At 39.4% G+C, this 292-nt stretch carries 1 protein-coding gene; it reads right to left on the reverse strand.

Annotation, left to right across the window (positions count from 1 at the left end; translation table 11 throughout):
• Positions 1-292: SulP family inorganic anion transporter (locus tag JKP73_RS22815; RefSeq protein WP_200412057.1), on the reverse strand; the 292-nt coding region annotated here is incomplete at both ends.

Below are 292 nucleotides of genomic sequence, written 5' to 3' on the forward strand. Positions count from 1 at the left end.
AAATGTACCTATAGATACCATAATCATCACACCCACTAATGCTGCCATGGGAATCTGTACAACTAAGCCACCTAAAACAATAATTAAAAACATCAAGAAAATACCGGCTACTAGTGTTGATAATCTTCCTCTTCCACCTGACTTCACATTGATCACAGATTGACCTATCATGGCACATCCTGCCATTCCTCCGAACCAACCAGCAATGATATTCCCAATTCCTTGGCCTCTACTTTCACGATGTTTATTACTTTCCGTATCCGTCATATCATCCACAATATGTGAGGTTAAT

Origin of the sequence: Virgibacillus salexigens, assembly GCF_014905415.1 — a bacterium.
Taxonomy (GTDB): domain Bacteria; phylum Bacillota; class Bacilli; order Bacillales; family Amphibacillaceae; genus Virgibacillus; species Virgibacillus salexigens.